The organism is Aliiroseovarius sp. YM-037 (genome assembly GCF_048060095.1).
GTDB lineage: Bacteria > Pseudomonadota > Alphaproteobacteria > Rhodobacterales > Rhodobacteraceae > JBLUOA01.
The window spans coordinates 191,225-208,443 of the sequence record NZ_JBLUOA010000002.1; the positions used below are offsets into that span (position 1 = coordinate 191,225).

19 protein-coding genes are annotated in these 17,219 nt (G+C 61.0%); 10 read left to right on the top strand and 9 right to left on the bottom strand.

Features of this window, described 5'->3' with window-relative positions:
* Positions 1–60: 60 nt before the first annotated feature.
* Entirely contained in the window at positions 61–612 is a 552-nt protein-coding gene (locus ACEWPJ_RS11475; RefSeq protein ID WP_416513206.1) for a cbb3-type cytochrome c oxidase subunit I, read from the top strand.
* 2 nt (positions 613–614) lie between these two features.
* Positions 615–1,106: a DUF2244 domain-containing protein gene (locus ACEWPJ_RS11480; RefSeq protein WP_416513207.1), complete on the top strand. Its 492-nt coding sequence runs from the start codon at positions 615–617 to the stop codon at positions 1,104–1,106.
* Here the strand turns inward: ACEWPJ_RS11480 and ACEWPJ_RS11485 are convergent.
* Positions 1,103–1,288 (bottom strand): DUF3008 family protein, encoded by a 186-nt coding sequence (locus ACEWPJ_RS11485; protein WP_416513208.1) that lies wholly within the window; start codon positions 1,286–1,288, stop codon positions 1,103–1,105. The two genes, ACEWPJ_RS11480 and ACEWPJ_RS11485, sit on opposite strands and share 4 nt — an antisense overlap.
* 88 nt (positions 1,289–1,376) lie before the next feature.
* The gene (locus ACEWPJ_RS11490) at positions 1,377–1,832 is read right to left on the bottom strand and encodes a GFA family protein (RefSeq protein WP_416513209.1); all 456 of its coding nucleotides are present in this window, start codon (positions 1,830–1,832) and stop codon (positions 1,377–1,379) included.
* An 805-nt stretch (positions 1,833–2,637) separates the two neighbouring features.
* On the opposite strand from ACEWPJ_RS11490, the gene ACEWPJ_RS11495 reads away from it, so the two are divergent.
* A complete protein-coding gene (locus tag ACEWPJ_RS11495) occupies positions 2,638–2,979 on the top strand; it encodes a DUF4440 domain-containing protein (protein ID WP_416513211.1) in 342 nt (113 codons plus the stop codon).
* Between the two features lie 57 nt (positions 2,980–3,036).
* Complete coding sequence (locus tag ACEWPJ_RS11500; protein WP_416513212.1) at positions 3,037–3,963, top strand: DMT family transporter; 927 nt, start codon at positions 3,037–3,039, stop codon at positions 3,961–3,963.
* A 78-nt stretch (positions 3,964–4,041) separates the two neighbouring features.
* On the opposite strand, the gene ACEWPJ_RS11505 is transcribed toward ACEWPJ_RS11500, so the two are convergent.
* Positions 4,042–4,500 (bottom strand): GatB/YqeY domain-containing protein, encoded by a 459-nt coding sequence (locus ACEWPJ_RS11505; RefSeq protein WP_416513213.1) that lies wholly within the window; start codon positions 4,498–4,500, stop codon positions 4,042–4,044.
* 203 nt (positions 4,501–4,703) lie between these two features.
* Here ACEWPJ_RS11505 and carA point away from each other — a divergent pair, with 203 nt between their 5' ends.
* On the top strand, positions 4,704–5,891 hold the full coding sequence (carA, locus tag ACEWPJ_RS11510) for a glutamine-hydrolyzing carbamoyl-phosphate synthase small subunit (RefSeq protein ID WP_416513214.1): 1,188 nt from the start codon (positions 4,704–4,706) through the stop codon (positions 5,889–5,891).
* Positions 5,892–5,980: 89 nt separating this feature from the next.
* Positions 5,981–7,891, top strand: a complete 1,911-nt coding sequence (locus tag ACEWPJ_RS11515) for a glycosyltransferase family 2 protein (RefSeq protein WP_416513215.1) — start codon at positions 5,981–5,983, stop codon at positions 7,889–7,891.
* Here ACEWPJ_RS11515 and ACEWPJ_RS11520 read toward each other — a convergent pair.
* Complete coding sequence (locus ACEWPJ_RS11520; protein ID WP_416513216.1) at positions 7,882–8,532, bottom strand: GntR family transcriptional regulator; 651 nt, start codon at positions 8,530–8,532, stop codon at positions 7,882–7,884. The two genes, ACEWPJ_RS11515 and ACEWPJ_RS11520, sit on opposite strands and share 10 nt — an antisense overlap.
* 102 nt (positions 8,533–8,634) lie before the next feature.
* Here ACEWPJ_RS11520 and ACEWPJ_RS11525 point away from each other — a divergent pair, with 102 nt between their 5' ends.
* Entirely contained in the window at positions 8,635–9,282 is a 648-nt protein-coding gene (locus ACEWPJ_RS11525; RefSeq protein WP_416513217.1) for a pyrimidine 5'-nucleotidase, read from the top strand.
* A 62-nt stretch (positions 9,283–9,344) separates the two neighbouring features.
* Positions 9,345–10,544, top strand: coding sequence for a UbiH/UbiF family hydroxylase (locus ACEWPJ_RS11530; RefSeq protein ID WP_416513218.1), 1,200 nt, complete (start codon positions 9,345–9,347; stop codon positions 10,542–10,544).
* A 5-nt stretch (positions 10,545–10,549) separates the two neighbouring features.
* Here ACEWPJ_RS11530 and ACEWPJ_RS11535 read toward each other — a convergent pair whose 3' ends face one another.
* The 3 genes from ACEWPJ_RS11535 to ACEWPJ_RS11545 form a co-directional block, all read right to left on the bottom strand.
* Complete coding sequence (locus ACEWPJ_RS11535; protein ID WP_416513219.1) at positions 10,550–11,683, bottom strand: alanine--glyoxylate aminotransferase family protein; 1,134 nt, start codon at positions 11,681–11,683, stop codon at positions 10,550–10,552.
* 66 nt (positions 11,684–11,749) lie between these two features.
* Positions 11,750–12,208: an Lrp/AsnC family transcriptional regulator gene (locus ACEWPJ_RS11540; RefSeq protein ID WP_416513220.1), complete on the bottom strand. Its 459-nt coding sequence runs from the start codon at positions 12,206–12,208 to the stop codon at positions 11,750–11,752.
* The gene (locus ACEWPJ_RS11545; RefSeq protein WP_416513221.1) at positions 12,205–12,663 is read right to left on the bottom strand and encodes an Lrp/AsnC family transcriptional regulator; all 459 of its coding nucleotides are present in this window, start codon (positions 12,661–12,663) and stop codon (positions 12,205–12,207) included. Before ACEWPJ_RS11545 ends, ACEWPJ_RS11540 begins: the two co-directional genes overlap by 4 nt.
* Before the next feature lie 128 nt (positions 12,664–12,791).
* On the opposite strand from ACEWPJ_RS11545, the gene ilvC reads away from it, so the two are divergent.
* Positions 12,792–13,814, top strand: a complete 1,023-nt coding sequence (gene ilvC / locus ACEWPJ_RS11550; protein ID WP_416513222.1) for a ketol-acid reductoisomerase — start codon at positions 12,792–12,794, stop codon at positions 13,812–13,814.
* A 92-nt stretch (positions 13,815–13,906) separates the two neighbouring features.
* Positions 13,907–14,851 (top strand): DMT family transporter, encoded by a 945-nt coding sequence (locus tag ACEWPJ_RS11555; protein WP_416513223.1) that lies wholly within the window; start codon positions 13,907–13,909, stop codon positions 14,849–14,851.
* Here the strand turns inward: ACEWPJ_RS11555 and glmM are convergent.
* Together glmM and folP are read right to left on the bottom strand one after the other, a co-directional pair.
* Positions 14,848–16,191 carry a phosphoglucosamine mutase gene (glmM, locus tag ACEWPJ_RS11560; protein ID WP_416513224.1) on the bottom strand — a complete coding sequence of 448 codons (1,344 nt, stop codon included), beginning with the start codon at positions 16,189–16,191 and terminating at the stop codon, positions 14,848–14,850. The two genes, ACEWPJ_RS11555 and glmM, sit on opposite strands and share 4 nt — an antisense overlap.
* Positions 16,188–17,207, bottom strand: a complete 1,020-nt coding sequence (gene folP, locus ACEWPJ_RS11565; protein WP_416513225.1) for a dihydropteroate synthase — start codon at positions 17,205–17,207, stop codon at positions 16,188–16,190. Before folP ends, glmM begins: the two co-directional genes overlap by 4 nt.
* Between the last annotated feature and the right edge of the window lie 12 nt (positions 17,208–17,219).

A 17,219-nucleotide genomic window follows, 5' to 3' on the forward strand; every position in this document is an offset into this window, starting at 1 on the left:
ACCAAAAACGGGGTCCGGGCACAAAACCCGGACCCCGTTTGCTTTCACGGATCACGCCTGATGCTGTATGCGCTTCTTCCCGTCGCCCTGCTGATCATCGTCCCGCTGGCGGAGCAGTTGCGCCGCGCCCGTCCCTTCATGCTGTTCGCGCTTGTCGCGGCGGTCTATGTGGTCCTCGCCGGGCTGACCGTGGCGATCTTCCGAACCCCTGCGCTGTTGGATTGGGTCACGCAGCCCGTGACCTCAGACCGCACGTATCACGATACCTATTACGTCGTCAGCCACGCCAACTTCACCCTGTCACTCGCCCTGATATTCGCCGTCATCGCCCTGATCACGTGGGGTCAAACTAAGGCGCACGCGCTTTATTACACACGCCTGACGACGTTCGCCTTCTGGGGGCTGCACCTTAGCATCCTCGGCACCGCCATCGCCCCGGTTGTCCTGCAAACAAACATGCCCCGTCGCTACGCAGATTACCAAGAGGTGTTCGATGGTCTGAACCGGATCACTAGCCTGCTTAGCTTCGCGGCGTTCCTGTTCCTCTGCATGCTCGCGGTTCTGCTGCTTTTGTCCATCGTCCGCAGGATCAGCAAGCGGTCCCACGATTAGCCATGCCCTACGAATGGACCACCACCGACGACAGAACAGAGGTGCTGAGCCTCTGGCCCTACCGCTCTCTTCCGAAACGGGGATTCGTGGTGTTCATCGGGATAACCGCCGGGCTTCTCGCCCTGCCGCTTTTGCCGCTGCTTGGAACGCAACTCTGGTGGGGTCTGCTGCCCTTCATGATCGGGGCCGTCGCGCTGATCTGGTATTTCCTGAACCGCAGCTACCGCGATGGCGAGGTGTTGGAAACCCTCACCCTGACGGCCGATGAAATCTTCCTGTTCCACACCGACAGCCGGGGGCGGATGCAGGACTGGTCGGAAAATCCCTACTGGGTCCGCGTGACGCTGCACCCGACGGGCGGCCCGGTGCCGAACTACCTGACCCTGAAGGGCAAGGGGCGCGAGGTCGAACTCGGCGCGTTCCTGACCGAAGACGAACGCGCCGCCTTGCGTGACGACCTCACGGACCGCCTGCGCCGCGTTACTGCGCGTTAGCGGCGCTCCTGCACTGGCAAACCGTCGTGCGAAACCAAGGCCATCTCCCTCAGTTCCCCTTCGGTCAACCACTCATACATATCTTTCGAGGCACCCCGCAGATCACCGACCCTGATGTCCCCCCGTTTTGCCGACAAGGCAGCCCCCGCCGCACACTGCCGAACTACCGATTCTGCGCGCATAATGGTCTCCTTTCGCTTGATGCAATAAAGCGGAACGCATGAGGGCAAAAGTGGTTCCCAAAAAATTGAAAGCGACCGCCAACGCCATTCACTCCACCTCCGCGAACGCCTCCATCAAGCCGATAAACTCCTCCATCGACGGAAACCCCGCGAACCCGTGCGGTGCAGGCGTTTCAGCCCAAGCTAGCTTCTCATCGGTCATGGTTTCGATGAACGGCGAAAACCAGTTTCGGTCGTCAAACAGGGTTGGGCGGACGTTGACGAACGCATCCAAACCAGTGATCCGGGTGAACATCCAAGTCATACACTCCGGGCAGAAGTAGTGGCTGAGGTCCGGGCCTTTCAGGCCGCCAACAACTGGGGCGCCTTGCGTCACTGAGAGTGCATCCACCGGGAAGGTCGCCGTCAGGGAATAGGCGCTACTGCTCATGCTCTGGCACCCGGTGCAGTGGCAGGCCGCAGTCATCACCGGAGGCGCAGTGACTTCAACAGTGACCTGCCCGCATCGGCACGCACCGCTCAGGGGGAATTTCGATGGTTTCATGCCGTGGGCTCCTCTCAAAAATTACGCCGTGACGCTTAGGCAGACCTACCCCAACCCAGGCGCTACCGCAATTTTCACCGGCGCGGACGAAACCCATCCGCGCCCGCCGCCCTCTGCTGTGCTTTTGATTCTGCGGGCATGGAACCCTCCTTTTTCGCTTCGGTTACGCAAAGGGAACGCTGGCGGTTTGGTGGGGGTTCCGGGGGGTAGTTACAACAGTTGTATTGAATAGCTACAATCTCGGGACGGAGGTGATTACACCACGCAATACCACGTCACCGTCGACCTCAATGGTGCACGCTCCCTCAATACGCTCGCCGGGGTTGTTTCCTCTCCGTTCTAAGAAAGCCCTAGCCTCTTCCTCGTTCGGAAGAGTGCAAATCGACCAAGCATCAGTGAGGTAGAACGGGACCTCCGATGGAAACCCCAAATATCGTCGCGATGATCGTTCGTCGGGAACATCGACCAAGATTGCCCGCATCCCGTTCTCAAACGACAACGAAAATGCACCCTCAGGCATCTCGGGCCTCTTATGCAGACCCAAGCGATAATAGTCGTAGATCGCGTAACCAACGCCGACCACAATCAGAAATCCGACTATTCGCTTCCACACATCACTACCCTTCAACCGTTACTGTTTTCTTTCACAGCAATAGTGGGCTTGCAATCGGGAGGGAGACGTTCGCCAACCATTTTTTCAGTAGGCATAGAGCGGCACATATCACGAATAGGCGGGAGCTTTGAAACCCATCCAGCCCCGCCCGCGTTACCCCCACATGGCCAACACAGCAAAGGAGGGCGCCTGATGGACGAAGAAATCCTCTGGGACAATGAACAGAGCTTCTGGCTCGACGGGCCGGACTTTTTCCGCGCGAATATGACCAAGGACGCCCGGATGGTGTTTCCCGACCCGGTCGGCATTCTGAAGGGCGACGAAATTCTCCAAGGGTTGGAAGGCGCGCCGCGCTGGGCCTCGGTTTCGTTTGATGAAAAATCCCTGTCGCAGACCGCGACGACCGCGGTTCTGACCTACAAGGCAACCGGAGAGCGGGACGGCGATGATCCCTATGCGGCGCTTTGCTGTTCAACCTATGTGAAGGCGTCGGGCGATTGGAAACTCCTCGCCCATCAGCAAACACCGGTCTAGGCCGCTTCCCGCAAGTTCCGGGTCGCCCCGACCGAGGCGCTCGCCTATCGTCGGAGCATGACACAACAACGCTCCATCCCCACCCGCGTCTGGGTCGACATCCTGCTTCTCGGCCTGATCTGGGGCGCGAGCTTTCTTGCCATCAGGCTTGCACTGTTCGAAATCGGGTTCGTGACCTCGGTCGCGCACCGGGTGTTCTGGGCGGCGCTGATCCTGTGGGGCTGGGTCTGGGTTCGTGGCTTCGACGTGCCGCGCGGCGCACGCGTCTGGGGTGCGTTCCTTGTCATGGGGCTGCTCAACAACGTCATTCCCTTTTCGCTGATGGCATGGGGGCAGCTTCACATCGAAACCGGGCTGACCTCGGTCTTCAACGCGGCCACGGCGATTTTCGGTGTGGTCGTCGCGGCCCTGATCCTGCCCGACGAACGGATGACTCTTCGCAAGGCTTCTGGAGTCGGTCTCGGCTTTGCCGGGGTGGCGGTCACCATCGGCCTTGACAGTTTTCAAAGCCTCGATCTGCGCTCCCTCGCGCAGCTTGCGGTGGTCGGGGGCACGATCTCCTACGCATTTGCGAGCGTCTGGGCGCGGATGCGGCTGTCCGGCCTCAGGCCCGAAGTCGCCGCGGCCGGAATGCTGACCGGATCATCGCTGGTGATGGTGCCGGCGGCCTTCCTGATCGACGGGGTGCCTTCCTTCGCGCTGTCGTGGCAGGCCACGCTGTCGGTCGGCTATTACGTCGTGTTCGCGACGGCGGGGGCATACCTGCTCTACTACCGGATTCTCGCGACGGCGGGGGCGGCGAACACGATGCTCGTGACGCTCATCATCCCGCCGGTGTCGATCATCCTCGGCGCCCTCGTGCTGAGCGAGGCTTTACCCCCAAACGTCTTCGCGGGGCTTGCGCTGCTGATCCTCGGATTGGTCATTCTCGACGGTCGACTGCTGCCCAAACGCAAAACCGCGCCCGCCCGGCCCAAGGCCTAAACGTATGCACAGTGTATGCACAGGTTGTGCACGCCCGGTGCATGAGGGTCATACGCGATTTTCGGGGGTTCGGGCGGCCTAGCCCAGTCGGTCTTTCACCATCGGTCCGACCCGGCCGAAATCCATCTGCCCGGTGTATTTCGATTTCAGTTCACCCATCACCTTGCCCATGTCACGGATCGAATCCGCACCGACCGTCTTGATGGCGTCCTGAACCGCTGCGTCGGTCTCTTCCTCGGACAATTGCTTGGGCAAGAAATGCTCAATAATGCCGATCTCCGAAAGCTCCTGCTCGGCCAGCTCAAGCCGCCCGCCCTCTTCATAGGCGCGCGCACTTTCTTGCCGTTGCTTGACCATTTTCCCAAGAATTCCAAGGATTTCATCGTCGCCGACGCTCTTGTCGTCGTCGCCTCCGCGCAGGGCGATCTCCCGATCTTTGATGGCCGCACTGATCAGCCTCAGCGTTGACAACCGCTTGCTGTCCTTAGCTTTCATCGCTTCTTTGAGTGCATCGTTGATCCGGCTTCGCATATCCATTGGCATCCCCATTCCACGGTCCTGCGGTTCATATCCGAAGGTCCGACCCTATCCGTTGCCGCCGCGCCTTACAACCTCTGGCGAAAATGCCAAGCCGTTGAAAACATGGCAAAACCCAAATTTACGTTGCGAAAGCGGTGTTTTGCTTGACCCCCCGCGCCACCCCCCCTAGTTTCTCGCAAGTTTGAGCCGGGAGTCGCACCATGCCTGCCACCAGCACCCAACCTGCTGACGTGAAAGAAAAAGACGCAAAACCAACAGCTTGCTTGGCGTTGGCGGACGGAACAATCTTCTACGGAAAAGGGTTCGGCGCGACCGGAGAGGCGGAAGCGGAACTTTGCTTTAACACCGCCATGACCGGCTATCAGGAGATTATGACAGACCCCTCCTATGCCGGGCAAATCGTGACCTTCACCTTCCCCCATATCGGCAACACCGGCGTCACCCCAGAAGACGACGAAACCGCCGACCCGTTCGCCGCTGGCATGGTGGTGAAATGGGACCCGACCGACCCATCGAACTGGCGCGCCGCCGAGACGCTTGGCACATGGCTGTCGCGTCGTGGTCGCATCGGTATTGGCGGCATCGACACCCGCCGCCTGACCCGCGCCATCCGGCAGCAGGGCGCCCCGCATGTCGCGATTTCGCACAACGCGGACGGAGAGTTCGATATCGAAGCGCTCACGAAAAAAGCGCGTGCATTCAGCGGGTTGGAGGGGTTGGACCTTGCCAAAGATGTCACCTGCGCACAGTCTTATCGTTGGGACGAAATGCGGTGGGCTTGGCCAGAAGGCTACACGCGCCAGAACGCGGCAAAGTTCAAGGTCGTCGCGCTCGACTACGGTGCGAAACGCAACATTTTGCGCTGCCTCGCCTCCGCTGGATGTGACGTCACCGTCATGCCCGCAACCGCAACAGCCGCAGAGGTTTTGGCGCACTCACCCGATGGTGTTTTCCTGTCAAACGGCCCCGGCGACCCTGCGGCGACAGGCGACTACGCCGTGCCGATGATCCGCGAAATCCTCGACACGACGGATCTTCCTATCTTCGGGATTTGCCTTGGACATCAGATGCTTGCCCTCGCTCTCGGCGCGAAAACCGTCAAGATGAACCACGGCCACCACGGGGCCAACCATCCGGTCAAAGACCTCGAAACCGGAAAGGTCGAAATCACGTCGATGAACCACGGCTTTGCGGTCGATAGCCAAAGCCTGCCGAACGGTGTGAAGGAAACGCATGTGTCCTTGTTTGACGGGTCCAACTGCGGGTTGCGCATGGCGGATCGCCCGGTGTTTTCGGTGCAATACCACCCCGAAGCCAGCCCCGGCCCGATGGACAGCATCTATCTGTTCGATCGGTTCACCGACGCGATGGCAACACGCGCCGCATAGTTTCGGCAGGATTCGGCGATATTTTCCAGCATTAACGGCGCGTTAACCCTAATCGCCCTTGAGTGGTCACACCCCATTTGGCGTGACCCATGCAGCAGACCCATCTCAAGCTCGTCCAGAACGAAGCGACGCCGGTTTTCCCCCATCCGCGCCCGTCGCGGCGGCGCCCGCTTGGCCAAATCCTCGTTGATCGTGGCGCGTTGTCGGTCGGGGATCTGGCGACTGCGCTTGCGATCAAAACCCGTCAGGATTGCCGCCTAAGCGATATTTTATTGGCACATCGGATGGTGAGCGAGGCAGACCTGTTCGCCGGGCTGGAACAGCAATGGGGTGCCAACCGCGTTGATTTGACCTTCGACAAACCGGACACGCAACTGGTGCAGGAATATGACCTGACCACCTGCCGGGCGCATGAGGTTGTGCCGTGGAAACGGATGCCCGGCGGCACGGTTTTCGTCAGCGCCCGCCCCGACCTGTTTACCAAGTTCCGCGAGGCTCTGCCCGATGACGGAAGGCAGGCCTACCTTGCCCTCGGTCAGCAGACCGAGGTGCACACAGCCCTGATGCGCGGGCATGAAAAGATGCTGACCGAACAGGCCGAAGCGCGGGTGCCGGAACCGGAAAGTTGCCGCCGTTGGAACACCGGGCGGCTTAGGATTGCGACCGGTGGCATCCTTTGTTTGCTGGCGATTGGTGCGATGACCTCCCCGGCCGGGTTGTTCGCCGTCGTCTGCGCTTGGGCCGTGCTGACGATGGTTTTGACGACCGGGCTAAAGCTCGCCGCCGCGATCACCCAGCTTCGCCACGCAAGGGACTTCGCCGCCGCAAGCGCCAGCACAGATCAGGCGATCCGGCTGCCTCAATTGCCCTGTGTGTCGATCCTCGTCCCCCTGTTTCGCGAGAAAGAGATCGCCGCCCACCTGATCCGCCGCCTGAAGCGGCTGAACTACCCGAAAGAGCTGCTCGACATCTGCCTTGTCGTCGAGGCGGACGATGTAACGACGCATGACACCCTCACCGCGACACGCCTGCCCTATTGGGTTCGGACGATCACAGTGCCTGACGGACAGTTGCGCACCAAGCCCCGCGCGATGAACTTCGCGCTGGATTTCTGCAAAGGGTCCATCATCGGGATTTATGATGCCGAAGATGCGCCCGATCCCGATCAGGTCCACAAGATCGTGCGGCGCTTCCGCGAACGCGGGCCAGAGGTCGCCTGCCTGCAAGGCATTCTCGACTATTACAACGCGCGGACAAACTGGCTGTCGCGGTGTTTTACCATCGAATATGCCACGTGGTTTCGCATCGTTTTGCCCGGTCTCGTAAAGCTTGGATTTGCCATACCGCTTGGCGGAACCACGTTGTTTTTCAGGCGCGAGGCGTTGGAAAAGCTCGGTGGTTGGGACGCCCATAACGTGACGGAGGATGCGGACCTTGGCATTCGCCTTGCCCGCCACGGATACCGCGCCGAACTGATCGAAACCGTGACAGAGGAGGAGGCAAACTGCCGCGTCGTGCCGTGGATCAAGCAACGCTCCCGGTGGTTGAAGGGTTACGCTGCGACATGGGCCGTCCACATGCGTTCCCCTCGCAGGTTGCTAAAACAGCTTGGTTGGTGGCGTTTTTTTGGTGTGCAATTGCTGTTCGTTGGCACGCTGTCCCAATTCGTCCTCGCGCCCATCTTGTGGTCGTTCTGGTTGGTGATCTTCGGCCTGCCGCATCCCCTGACGGGGGTCATGCCGGGCAGTTGGTTCGCCGCCCTGGGTGCGCTGTTTTTGCTGACCGAAGCTATTAATATCGCCGTCGGTATGATCGCGGTTTCCAGCGACAAGCATCGGTTTCTTCGCTGGTGGGTGCCGACGCTGCACTTCTACTTCCCGCTCGGTGCGCTGGCGTCCTACAAGGGGCTTTATGAACTGCTGACGCGCCCGTTCTACTGGGACAAGACAAGCCACGGCGTCTACGCCCCGACCCGCGCCGGACTCCCCAGTCAGGACTGAGAGACCCGATCCGCGTCAAGCCGCAAACGCGTTTCGAACGCCCGCGAAATATGGGCCTTGAGCGCATCATCGGCTTTGTCACCATCACCCGCTTCGATCGCGGCGACGATGGCGGAATGTTCATCCAGCGCATCCGCCCCGCGCCCCTCGGCGGCAAGCGACGTGGACGCCAGAAGCGCCATCGACCGGTGAACAAGGTCAAGCTGCTGGACGAGGTATCGGTTATGCGATGCGAGATGCACCTGCTTGTGAAAGCGCCGGTTCGCACGGGAAAGCGCGGACGGGTCGGCGAGCAGCGCACGGTCTTCCTCGACCATTTCGCGCAGCACGCGGATTTCCTCTGGTGCGGCGTGGCGGGCGGCCAGACGCGCGGCCAGCCCCTCAAGCTCCGCCCTGACGACGTAAAGCTCAGCCAGTTGATTGTGGTCAAGCGACGCGACGATCAGGCTGCGCCCGTCCCGCGTCAGCAGGGATTGCGTTTCCAGTCGCTGCAATGCCTCGCGGATCGGCGTGCGCGACACGCCGAAGCGATCGGCGAGATCGCTTTCAACCAGCCGGTCGCCGGGCTTGAAAACACCCACGTCAATCGCCTCCAGTATCAACTGGTAGGCGTCCGTCTGGGGCGGTTTGATATCGGGCATCCGGGTCTCCTGCATCGGTTGCGCGACACTAGCCCCCGCAATGACGTCCGATCAAGCCAAACCGCCATTGCAGAGATCGCGTGGCAGGATTAGCGTCGCGCCATGGTCGCCGAACAGTTCAAACATGTCGATGCGTGGGTCTTTGACCTCGACAACACGCTTTATCCGCCCGAGGCCGCGCTTTTCGATCAGATCGAAGTGCGGATGACCGCGTGGGTGATGGACGCGCTTGGCGTCGACCGGGATCGCGCGGACCATCTGCGCCGCCATTACTGGGCCGAATACGGAACTACCCTCGCCGGGTTGATGCGTGAACACGATGTCGATCCGGCCCCATATCTGACGGATGTGCACGACATATCGCTCGATCATCTGATCCCCGACAGTGAGCTTGCCGACCGCATTCTCGCGCTGAAAGGCCGGCGGATCGTCTATACCAACGGGTCAGAGCCTTACGCCCGCCGTGTCCTCGCCGCCCGTGGGTTGGAGGGGTGTTTCGACGCGGTCTATGGCGTCGAACACGCGGGGTTCCGGCCAAAGCCCGAACGTGTGGCGTTTGAAACCGTGTTTGCGCGGGACGGGATCGATGCACGTCGCGCCGCGATGTTCGAGGATGATCCGCGCAACCTCTCCGCGCCCCACGCGATGGGGATGCAGACCGTCCATGTCGCGCCGGAACCTCATGCCGCCGATCACATTACCCACTACACGGATGACCTTTCCGGGTTCCTCGCCCGACTTTCCGTCTAGGTGCCAAGGGTCGGACATCCTGACGCTTGGACCTTTCCGGTCCCCGTCCCTATGTAGGACATATGAAACGCGAATCTTTCGATATCTTGGTGTCGGGTGGCGGGGTCGCCGGGCTGATCGCCGCGACAGCGTTCGGCTCCGCCGGATATTCCGTCCTGTGTGTCGATCCGAATGCGCCCGTCACTGACGCCAATGACCCCGACGCCGACCTGCGGACCACCGCGTTTCTGCAACCGGCGCGGGCGTTGCTCGACACGTGCGGACTGTGGAGCAGCCTTGCACCCCACGCCGCGCCGCTTCAGATCATGCGCATTGTCGATGCCGGCGGCGAAACGCCGGAGCCACGCGTCGTCAAGGATTTTCGGGCCAGCGACATCTCGGATGAACCGTTTGGCTGGAACCTACCAAACTGGCTGCTGCGCCGCGAAATACTTGGCAGAATAGGCGATCTGGCCAATGTCGAATTCCGCCCCGGCGTGTCGACACAATCCGTCCTGACGCGTGAGAGCGAGGCGCTGGTTTCCCTGTCAGACGGCACGCGCGCGTCGGCAAAGCTGCTGATCGCGGCGGATGGGCGAAACTCTCCGGTCAGGGACGCCGTCGGAATCGACGTAAAGACGACACGCTATGGGCAAAAGGCGCTCGCCTTCGCAGTCACACACCCGATCCCGCATGAAAATATCTCGACAGAGGTTCATCGCTCTGGCGGGCCGTTCACGATGGTGCCTTTGCCGGATCGCGACGGGCAGTCCTGCTCCGCGATTGTGTGGATGGAGCGTGGGGCCGAGGTCAAGCGCCTGCAATCGTTGAACAAAGACGCCTTTGAGGATGAGATGAACACCCGCTCCTGCCACTTGCTCGGGCCGTTGACGCTTGCCAGCCGCAGGTCGGCTTGGCCGATCATCAGCCAGATCGCGGGGCGAATGTCTGCCGAACGCACAGCGCTGATCGCCGAAGCCGCCCATGTCGTGCCGCCCATCGGTGCGCAGGGGCTGAACATGAGCCTTGGTGATCTTCGCGTGTTGCTGGAACTGGCAGAGGGGGCGCCCGATACGCTCGGCTCTCGCCCCATGCTCGACACGTATCACAAGCGGCGGCACCCGGATGTGCGCCTGCGTGTCACCGGGATTGATGCGCTGAACCGGGCATCGATGGTCGGCGCACCGGCCCTGCGCGATCTCAGGGCTGCCGCGCTGAATGCGTTCTATTCGGTCGCGCCGGTTCGCAAGACGCTGATGCGAACCGGGCTAGGCAGCCGATAACACCCCTACTTGGCAAACACTTTGTCAATGGCCTGTTCCAGCCGTGCCACGCTCGCGTCGACGTCATAAAGCTTATCAAGGCCGAACAGGCCAAGGCGGAAGCTCTTGTAGTCCGGTCCCTCATCGCACATCAGCGGCACGCCCGCGGCAATCTGGAGCCCTTCGGCCGCGAAGGCCTTGCCGGTCTGGACCTCGGGATCGGCGGTGTAGCTGACAACCACCCCCGGTGCGCCAAATCCGTCAGCGGCGACGGATTTGATCCCCCGCTCTGCCAACAGCGCCCGCACGCGCACGCCCTGTTCCCACTGGGCGTCACGTAGCTTGTCAAACCCGTAGTCGCGGGTTTCAAGCATCGTATCGCGGAAATCGCGCAAGGCATCCGTTGGCATGGTGGCATGATAGGCATGGCCGCCGCCTTCATACGCTTCCATGATCGAAAGCCACTTACCAAGGTCGACCGCAAAGCTGGTCGATTGGGTGGCTTTCACCTTCTCAACCGCTGCGTCGTTCATCATCACCAGCCCGGCAGAAGGCGAGGCTGACCACCCCTTCTGCGGCGCGGAGATCAACACGTCGACGCCGGACACCTTCATGTCGACCCAAGCGCAGCCAGAGGCGATGCAGTCGAGCACAAACAGCCCACCAACCTCATGCACAGCGTCCGCCACGGCCCGCAGGTAGTCATCCGGCAGGATCATCCCGGAGGACGTCTCAACATGCGGGGCGAAAACCGCATCGGGCCGTTCCGCCTTTATCTTGGCGACAACATCGTCGATCGGCGCGGGCGCAAACGGGGCGTCGACCGCGTTCCCGGCGCGGCGGGCTTTCATCACGGTTTCGTCGGAAACGGTAACGCCCGCCTCAAAAATCTGCGTCCAGCGGTAGGAGAACCAGCCATTGCGTATCACCAGCGCCTTTTTCCCCGTCGCCAGTTGTCGTGCCACCGCCTCCATCGCGTAGGTGCCACCGCCGGGGACGAGGGCCACCGCATCCGCGTTGTAAACCTGCTTCAACATGCCGGAAATGTCGCGCATCACTTGCTGAAACGACGCGCTCATGTGGTTAAGCGACCGGTCCGTGAATACGACAGAGTATTCGAGCATCCCGTCGGGATCGACGGTGTCCAGAAGGGCAGACATGGCAATTCTCCTTAAAGCTTCGCAAACAGGCGTAGCGTCTGGCCAAGGCAGAGGCAAAGGCTTTTCTCAGCCAATCGGTCCGGGGCGGCGTTCTTCAGACAACAGGACGTTGGCCTCGACATTGCCGACACCCGGCAGCGTCATGATCCGCCGACGCAGCACCCGTTCGAAATCCGGCAAATCGCGTGCGACGACCCGCAGACGATAATCATATAGGCCAAGAACATGACGCACGGTCTGCACTTCGGGGATGGCTGTTACGGCGCGTTCGAAGTCTTCAAGGCTGACGCGGCCCTTGGTGGCGAGTTTCACGCCAAGAAACACGGTCACGCCGAACCCCAGCGCCTCTGCATTCAGGGAAATGCGCCGCCCGGACAGGACGCCGGATTCCTCAAGCCGCTTGATCCGCCGCCACGCCACGGGCTGGCTAAGGCCGACCTTCTTGGCGAGCGCCCCGGTGCTTTGGCTCGCGTCGCCGACGAGGGCACGCATCAGCGTGCGATCAATGTCATCAAGATCAATCACAGCGGCACCCCGTCGGTTTCCTTGATGTTGGCGACCTGCATCAACGCCTCGATATCCGCGATATGCGGCAGCGTCAGAATCCGGGTGCGGTAGATATGTTGATAGTGCTGCATGTCCCGTGCCAAGACCGACAGGCGCACGTCGACGCGGCCCAGAAACGTCTGTATCTCAATAACTTCCGGCACGTCGCGGGCAGCGTCCATAAATTCATCGAATGCGCGGGATTGAGTTTTGTCGAGCGTGATGCGCAGGCTGACCTCAACCTCATAACCCAGCGCGGGCCAATTGATGACCGCGTGCCGCCCCAGCAAAATCCCAGCAGATTGCAGTTTTTCCAACCGCCGCCAGCAGGTCACAGGGCTGACGCCAGCGCGATCCGCAAGCTCGGCGTTGGTCAGTTCGGGGCTGACTTGCAGATGGCGCAGCAGCCGCCTGTCTGTGTCATCAACTTGCATTATAATTTCTCTTATTTTGTAATAACAGAATAATTATTCCGTATATCAGCAATAATCCGCAGTCAATGAAATGCCATTCGGCCCACCCCTGCTATTTTGGCGGCAATTCACCAACATAGGACAAGACCATGAGAGTTTACTACGACCGCGACTGTGACGTTAACCTGATCAAGGACAAGAAAGTTGCGATCCTTGGCTATGGCTCGCAAGGGCACGCGCACGCATTGAACCTGCGGGATTCGGGCGCGAAGAACCTTGTTGTCGCCCTGCGCGAAGGCTCTGCCAGCGCGAAGAAGGCACAAGGCGAAGGGCTAGAGGTTATGGGCATCGCGGAAGCCGCCGCGTGGTGTGACCTGATCATGTTTACCATGCCCGATGAGCTTCAGGCCGAAACCTACAAGAAATACGTCCACGACAATATCAAACCCGGTGCGGCGATTGCCTTTGCTCACGGTCTGAACGTCCATTTCGGCCTGATCGAGCCGAAGGAAGGTATCGACGTCATCATGATGGCCCCGAAAGGTCCAGGACATACTGTGCGCGGCGAATACACCAAGGGCGGCGGTGTGCCCTGCCTCGTCGCCGTTGATACGGATTCTACCGGCAAGGCGCTTGAACTCGGCCTCAGCTATTGTTCAGCGATCGGTGGCGGGCGGTCCGGCATCATCGAAACCAACTTCCGCGAAGAATGCGAAACCGATCTGTTCGGCGAACAGGCGGTTCTGTGTGGCGGCTTGGTTGAACTGATCCGCATGGGCTTCGAAACGCTGGTCGAAGCGGGCTACGCGCCTGAAATGGCCTATTTCGAGTGTCTGCATGAGGTGAAGCTGATCGTCGACCTGATCTACGAAGGCGGCATTGCGAACATGAACTACTCCATCTCGAACACGGCGGAGTATGGTGAATATGTCTCTGGCCCGCGCATCCTGCCTTACGATGAAACCAAGGCGCGGATGAAAGGCGTTCTGACAGACATTCAGAACGGTAAATTCGTGCGTGACTTCATGCAGGAAAACACCGTTGGTCAACCGTTCTTCAAGGGCACGCGCCGTCTGAACGACGAACACCAGATCGAAGAAGTCGGCAAGAAACTTCGCGGCATGATGCCGTGGATTTCAGCCGGGAAGCTGGTCGACCAAGAAAAGAACTAAGCCAATGGTGGCCCTGCCCGTTCGGGTGGGGCCGCATACCGATCCGGCACGCTGATTTGGCATGGCCCGATCACCCATAGAACGGATCGATCATGCAAACCCAACCGCCCCCTCCAAGCTTGACGAACTGGGTGCTGATGCTCTCAGTCGCGTTGATCTGGGGGTCGTCCTTCATGCTGGTCGAGGTCGCGTTGACCGGGTTCGGGCCGATCTCGGTCGCCGCTTACCGCGTGACGCTGGCCGCCGTATTGCTGCTGACGCTGACATTCGTGACGGGGCACGGGCTGCCGCCTGTGCGCGGGCCGAAGGCCGGGTTCGTCTGGGCCTCTGCCCTTGGGATGGGCATATTTTCCAATGCCTTACCGTTCTTCCTGCTGTCCTGGGGCCAGCAATACGTCGCATCCGGCTTTGCCGGCGTCACGATGGCGGCGGTGCCGCTGCTGATCCTCCCGCTCGCCCATATCTTTGTGCCCGGAGAACGGATGACGTGGTTGAAGAACGCGGGCTTTATTCTTGGTTTTGCTGGCGTTCTTCTTTTGATCGGGCTTGAAGCATTTCAGAATATGGGCGTCGACCGTGAGGCGACCGGGCGCATGGCCTGCCTTGCCAGCGCGATGTGCTACGCCACCGGGTCGATCATCACGCGGCTGTGCCCCGCCGTGTCAAAAATCGCCCTAGCCGCGGGAACCATGTTGCTTGCGAGCTTGCTTATCCTACCCCTCGCGCTGATCCTCGAAGGGCCGCCGGATAGCGTGGCGTTCCTCCCCATTCTCGCGGTCACGACGCTGGGCATATTCGCGACGGCGGGGGCAAAGCTGATCCAGGTGAAAGTGGTGCGAGAGGCGGGGCCAAGTTTTATGGCGCTGGTCAATTATCAGGTGCCGGTCTGGTCGCTTGTCATCGGCTGGGCCGTGCTGAACGAGGCATTGCCAGCCAAGTTTTTCCTCGCGCTGATGATGATCATCTGCGGCATGGCACTTGGTCAGTGGAAATCGTTGCGCTCGCTATATCGCCGCACGACGACGCCGGTGGCCTAGGCCGACGCCTCAACCGTCGCGACGATGTCGTCGATGACCGATTCAAGCCGGGTTTCGTCATCACATTCGCCCATGACCCGGATCAGCGGCTCCGTCCCCGACTTGCGGATCAGCAAGCGGCCGGAGCCCTTCAGCTGCTCCTCGCCCGCGGCGATGGCCGACTTGACGGCATCCGTGGCCAGCGGATCGGCCCCGTCCTGATACCGCACATTTTTCAGCATCTGCGGAACCGGCGTGAAATTCTGCGTCAGCACGCTGGCCGGCTTTTCACTGCGCACCATTTCGGACAGGAATTGAAGGCCCGCCACAAGCCCGTCGCCGGTCGTGCCGTGATCGGTCATGACGATATGGCCGGATTGCTCACCGCCGAGGTTGAAGCCCCCCGCCCGCATCGCTTCGACGACGTAGCGGTCGCCGACCCCCGTCCGGTGAAGCGCGATGCCTTTGGCCGCGAGGTGTTGTTCCAGCCCGAGGTTTGACATCACTGTTGCCACCAGCGTGTTTCCGGCCAGCCGCTCCTCTTCCGCCCAGCGGGTCGCGAGCAGCGCCATCAACTGATCGCCATCCGCGACCTTCCCGTTTTCATCGAGGATGATGACGCGGTCCGCATCGCCATCAAGGCAGATGCCGACATCCGCGCCGTGCTGGATGACCGTTTCGGCGGCGACGCTTGGGTTTGTCGACCCGCAACCATCGTTGATGTTGAAACCGTTGGGGGCAACGCCGACCGGGATCACCTCAGCCCCCAGTTCCCACAGCACCTCGGGCGCGGCGCGATAGGCTGCACCGTTGGCGCAATCGACCACGACCTTCAACCCCGACAGGCGACGCTTTCCGGGGAAGGTTGTCTTGGCATATTCAACATAGCGGCCCCGGCCATCGTCGATCCGTTTGGCGCGCCCGATGTTCTTTGGCTGTGCCGGGTGTAATTCGCCATCAAGAAGCGTTTCGATCTCGGCCTCGGCCTCATCCGACAGTTTGAAACCGTCCGGGCCGAAAAACTTGATCCCGTTGTCGTGGTGGGGATTATGGCTTGCCGAGATCATGATGCCGAGATCGGCGCGCATCGAATGGGTCAGCAGCCCGACTGCTGGCGTCGGCACCGGCCCCAGCAGCAGCACGTTCATCCCGGTTGAGGTCAGCCCGGCGGTCAGCGCATTTTCCAGCATATAGCCCGACAGCCGCGTGTCCTTGCCGATCACGACCCGGTGCCGGTTCAAACCATCCTTGCGAAAATATCGCCCGGCGGCCGCGCCGAGGCGCAGCGCCATTTCGGCGGTCATCGGGTAGGTATTCGCGCGACCACGCACACCGTCGGTGCCAAATAGTTTCCTGCTCATTCCGTATCCTCAATATTGTGATGAAGCGCCTGCCAAAGGGCGACCGCCTGCTGCGTTTCGCTTACATCATGGGTTCTTATTAACTGAACGCCTTGCGAAAGGGCAGCAAGCGCTGTCGCAATCGACCCCGGCGCGCGATCTTCTGCTGACGGCACATTCGCAATCGTGCCGATGAATTTCTTGCGGGAAACGCCCAGCAAGATCGGGCAGCCAAGCCCGTGGAACAGGCTGATCCCCCGCAACAACGCGAGGTTGTGAGCCAGCGTCTTGCCAAACCCGATGCCCGGATCGACGATAATCTGATCACGCGCGACGCCCTTCGCAACCGCTGCATCAATCCTGTCGGACAGGAAGTCGTAGACGTCCAGCAACACATCGTCATAGATCGGGTTCTGCTGCATCGTCGTCGGATCACCCTGCGCGTGCATCAGGCAAACGGGCGCGTTTGCTTGCGCCGTGACCTCTGCCAGCTCAGGTTCAAACGTCAGGGCCGACACGTCATTGACGACATTCGCGCCGGCCTCTAGCGCCGCCCGACCAACCTGGGCCTTGCGGGTATCAATCGAAATCGGCACGCCCGAGCCCGACCGCACCGCCGCAATCACCGGGATCGTGCGGGCGCATTCTTCGTCCACCGGCACGAAATCCGCGCCGGGGCGGGTGGATTCCCCACCAATATCGACGATATCCGCGCCCTTCTGCGCAAGGTCGAGCGCGCGGGCCAGCGCCGCGTCGGGCGCGTTGAACTGTCCGCCGTCGGAAAAGCTATCTGGGGTAACGTTCAGAATGCCCATCAGCACGGGGGTATCGAAATCCAGACCGGCAATCGACGCGCGGGGGGCCGAAATCGCATCGCGCACCACATCGGGCACGTCGTCCACGCTGACAATCGCGCGGTCGCCATCACGACTGATCCGCTCAGCCTGTGCGAACCATCCCGGTCCGCCCGCCACCGGACAAGCATCGGCCGGGCGTGCGGCATCAAAACTGACGATTGGTCTGAAGTATTCCCTCATCCCGACGTTCTG